The following is a 3,759-nucleotide window of genomic DNA, read 5'->3' on the forward strand; positions in this document are numbered from 1 at the left end:
CGACGGCGCCCCGTCCGCCGCCGACCCGGGCCTCGCGCTCGCCGCCCGGATCCAGCAGCAGGCCGACGGCCGCGCCGCCGCCGAGCAGGAGGACGCCCGGCTCGCCGCCGCCCAGGACGCCGAGGCCAAGCGGGCCGCCCAGCTCGCCGCGTACGAGACCGCCGCCCCGCAGCAGACCCCGCAGCAGCCCGCCCCCGCCGCCGCCCCGCAGCCGGACGTCCGGTCCGGCGCCCCGCTCGTCCTCCCGGTCACCGGCTACACCCTGACCGCGCACTACGGGCAGTCCGGCTCCTACTGGGCGCACCTGCACACCGGCCTGGACTTCGCCGCCCGCACCGGCGCACCGGTCGGCGCGGTCGCCGCCGGCACCGTCACCTCGGCGGGCTGGTCCGGCCCGCACGGCTACCGGGTGATCCAGACGCTGCCCGACGGCACCGAGATCTGGTACTGCCACCTCTCCCGGATCGCCACCGCCGAGGGCGAGGTGGCCCCCGGCACGGTGCTCGGCGCGGTCGGCGCCACCGGCACCGTCACCGGACCGCACCTGCACCTGGAGGTCCGCCCCGGCGGCGGCGCCCCCGTCGACCCGCTGGCCTGGATGCAGGCGCACGGCCTCAACCCGTAGGCCACCGCCTCAACCGGTGGGCCACCGCCTCAACCCGTGGGCCACCGCCTCAACCGGTGGGCCACTGCCCGGCATCGCCTTCGCCGTCGGCGTCGGCGGCCTCCTGCGCGGTCTCCTGCGCCGCGGCCTCGCGGGCCGCCAGGTACTCCTCGATCTCCTCGTTGCCGGGCTCCGGCGCCAGGTCCGGGTACTCCTCGACCAGCAGCGCCGGCAGCCCGGGCACCGTCCACTCGCCGTACAGCCGCAGCGCCTCGACGGCGACCGCGGCCTCGAAGCCGTCGAAGTCGCCCGCCAGCTCCTCGGGCATCGGGCGGCCGAGTGCCGTCAGTTCGGCCAGGTTGCGGTAGCTGCGCTGCATCAGGCCCTGCTCCAGCAGCAGCCGGGCGCCGTCGGTGGCCATCCCGATCATCAGCAGCCGGGTCGGTCCCCAGCCGCCGTCCCGCTCCTCCGGCTCCAGACCGGGCGCCGCCGCGTACACCGCCAGACGCTGCTCGGCCGTCAGCTCCCGGAAGGCGTCCAGCCAGCCGCGCACCGCGCCCGGATCGGCGGTGTCCACCCCGTCCGCGCGCAGCAGCAGGGCGTACAGCCGGGGCCAGGTCACCAGGTCGGACCGGCGCAGCAGCCCGCCCAGCACCTCACCCTGCCACTCGGCCTCCTCGCGCAGCCGCTCGTACCGCTTGGCGTTCAGCCGCCGGGCCGCCCGCTGGTGCTCGATCAGCGCCAGCACCGCGTCGCCGTACGCCTGCGCGCCGTACGCCTGCGCGCCGTCCGCCCGCGCGCCGTCCGCCCGCGCGGACAGGTCCGGCTGCACGTACAGGTAGAGCCGCTCGTACAGCAGCTGCTCCAGCAGCGCCGAGCTCAGCTCCGGGTAGCCGTCGTGCATCCGGGCGCCGCTCAGCTCCAGCAGTGCCAGCACCGTCCGCAGCGCCTCCTCGGGCACGGCGGGCCGCCCGGCCTCGGCCGCGGCGGCGAGCAGGTCGGCGGCGCGGGTGTGCGGGATGAGCTGCAGATCTTCGTCATTCACGGACAAACCGTAGCCGGTGCCCCGCAGCCGCCCGGGTAGGGTCGGGCGCCATGGACCAGGTACGGCTGTCCGGCCCCCGGCTGACCCTGCGCGAGTACGCCCACACCCCGCAGGAGGTGGCGGCCCTGCACGCGGTCCTCGGTGACCCGGACACCGTCCGCCACCTCGCCTTCGAGCCGTACGGCTTCGAGGACTGCGCCGACCAGATCGAGCTGTACCTGGAGGAGGCCGAACGCGAGCCCCGCACCGTCTACCGCCTCGCGGTCCGCCGCCGCGCCGACGGCGAGGACGCGCCCGCCATCGGCACCGCCGCCCTCACCCTCGACGGCGACCGGGCGGCGCAGCTCGGCTTCGCGCTGCGCCGGGACACCTGGGGCCTGGGGTACGCCGGCGAGATCACCGGACTGCTCTGCCGGCTCGGCTTCGCCCGGCTCGGACTGCACCGGCTGGCCGCCCGCACCGATCCCGGCAACCTGGCCTGCGCCCGGGTGCTGACCAGGGCCGGATTCCACCGGGAGGGCCGGATCCGGCACGACCTGTGCCGGGCCGGCCGCTGGCTCGACTCCGACCAGTACTCGCTGCTGGAGCACGAGTGGCGGCCGGACCCCGGGGACCCCGCCCGCCCGGGGGGTGGGGAGAACCCCACCCCCGATCCGGCAGCGCACCGGATACCCCGCTGAGACCGGCTTTGGCACCGTAGGACCCGTGAGTACGGACGACGTCAAGGGGCCCGAGATGACCACCAGCACCGCCGCCTACGGCATCCGCGCCGACCGCCGGCCCGACCGCCGGCCCGACCATCGGCCGGCCTTCTGGAAGGCTCCGTTCAGTGCGGAGACCTACCGCGAGGTCGGGTTCGTCGTCACCGGGCTGCCGGTGGCGGTCATCGGCTTCGTCCTGGTCGTCACGCTGTTCGCGGTCGGGACGGGGCTGCTGGTCACCGCCGTCGGCCTGCCGCTGCTCGCACTGCTGATCACCTCCGCCCGCGGCCTCGGCGCGCTGGACCGCGAACGGCTGCGCACCCTGCTGGCCACCGAGGTCACCGCCCCCGCGCCGGTCCGGCCGTCCCGGCGCGGCTTCTGGGGCGCCGTCACCGCCCGGCTCGCCGACGCGGCGGGCTGGCGGGCGGTGCTGTACCAGGTGCTGATGTTCCCGTGGGCGGTCGCCACCTTCATCATCACCGTGACCTTCCTGGTCACCGGGTGGGTGGTCGCGCTCTACCCGCTCTACCACTGGGTCTTCAAGCGTTACCTGGGGTGGCCCGGGTACCGGGTGGTCGAGTACACCGGCAGCCACGGCGACTACCACACGTACTACATCACCTCGCCGTACCAGATCGCCGGTGTCTCGCTGATCGGGCTGGTGCTGGTGGTCCTCACCCCGAAGATCGTCCACGGTCTCACCAACGTCCACCGCCTCGCCGCCCGCGGCCTGCTCGGCGCCCGCTGACACCACCGGAGCGACACCCCCGCCGGGGCCCGGCGGGGGTGTCGCTCCACGCGCTCCCCGCTCCCCGCTGCCCGTTCGGCCCGGCCGACGGGCGGTCCGGCAGCCGGCGTGATCGGCTGGGACGGCCCGCCCCGAGCCCGTCCGGGCCAGCCCGAGCCGGAGCCCGTCCCGCCAGGAGCCGCGATGCCGTCCGTACTGGTCACCTCCCGGCCGCTGGACGAGTACTGCGGACTGTTCGGGCTCACCCGTGCCGCCCTGCGCGCCCTTCCCGGGCCGCTGCTCGACTGCCCGGGCGGCGCGGCCGGACTGGTGGCCGAGGCCGGTGCGCTCGGCTGCCGGGCGGTCGCCGTCGACCCCGGGTACGCGGCGCCGCCCGCCCTCGCCGCGGCGGCCCGGGCCGGGCGGCAGCGGATGGCCGAGGCCATCGGCGCGGACCCCGCGCGCCACCTGCCCCGTGGCCGGCCGGCCGACCGCTACCTGCGCAGCTGGGACCGGGCCCGGGACCTGTTCACCGCCGACGCGGCCGCCCACCCCGAGCACTACGTGGCCGGCGCGCTGCCCCGACTCCCCTTCGCGGACGGGGTGTTCGCCCTCACCCTCAGCAGCTACCTGCTGTTCGCCTACCCCGAGCTGTTCTCCCCGGCCGACCGGCTCCCCCCCC

The 3,759-nt window shown here is 76.5% G+C and carries 4 protein-coding genes and 1 pseudogene; 4 read left to right on the top strand and 1 reads right to left on the bottom strand.

Features of this window, described 5'->3' with window-relative positions; genetic code table 11:
* The coding region (locus AA75_RS32220) for a M23 family metallopeptidase (RefSeq protein WP_033823882.1) at positions 1-625 on the top strand (625 nt) is incomplete at its 5' end.
* 49 nt (positions 626-674) lie between these two features.
* On the opposite strand, the gene AA75_RS32225 is transcribed toward AA75_RS32220, so the two are convergent.
* Positions 675-1,649 (bottom strand): hypothetical protein, encoded by a 975-nt coding sequence (locus AA75_RS32225; RefSeq protein WP_033823883.1) that lies wholly within the window; start codon positions 1,647-1,649, stop codon positions 675-677.
* Between the two features lie 50 nt (positions 1,650-1,699).
* Between AA75_RS32225 and AA75_RS32230 the strand changes: the two genes are divergently transcribed.
* From AA75_RS32230 to AA75_RS50040, 3 genes and pseudogenes are all read left to right on the top strand, one after another.
* The gene (locus tag AA75_RS32230) at positions 1,700-2,329 is read left to right on the top strand and encodes a GNAT family N-acetyltransferase (RefSeq protein WP_051813872.1); all 630 of its coding nucleotides are present in this window, start codon (positions 1,700-1,702) and stop codon (positions 2,327-2,329) included.
* A gap of 25 nt (positions 2,330-2,354) precedes the next feature.
* Positions 2,355-3,098, top strand: coding sequence for a sensor domain-containing protein (locus AA75_RS32235; protein WP_233289290.1), 744 nt, complete (start codon positions 2,355-2,357; stop codon positions 3,096-3,098).
* A gap of 183 nt (positions 3,099-3,281) precedes the next feature.
* Positions 3,282-3,759, top strand: a pseudogene (locus tag AA75_RS50040) (hypothetical protein); the annotation flags it as partial.

It is taken from the genome of Kitasatospora sp. MBT63 (assembly GCF_000710465.2).
Taxonomy (GTDB): domain Bacteria; phylum Actinomycetota; class Actinomycetes; order Streptomycetales; family Streptomycetaceae; genus Kitasatospora.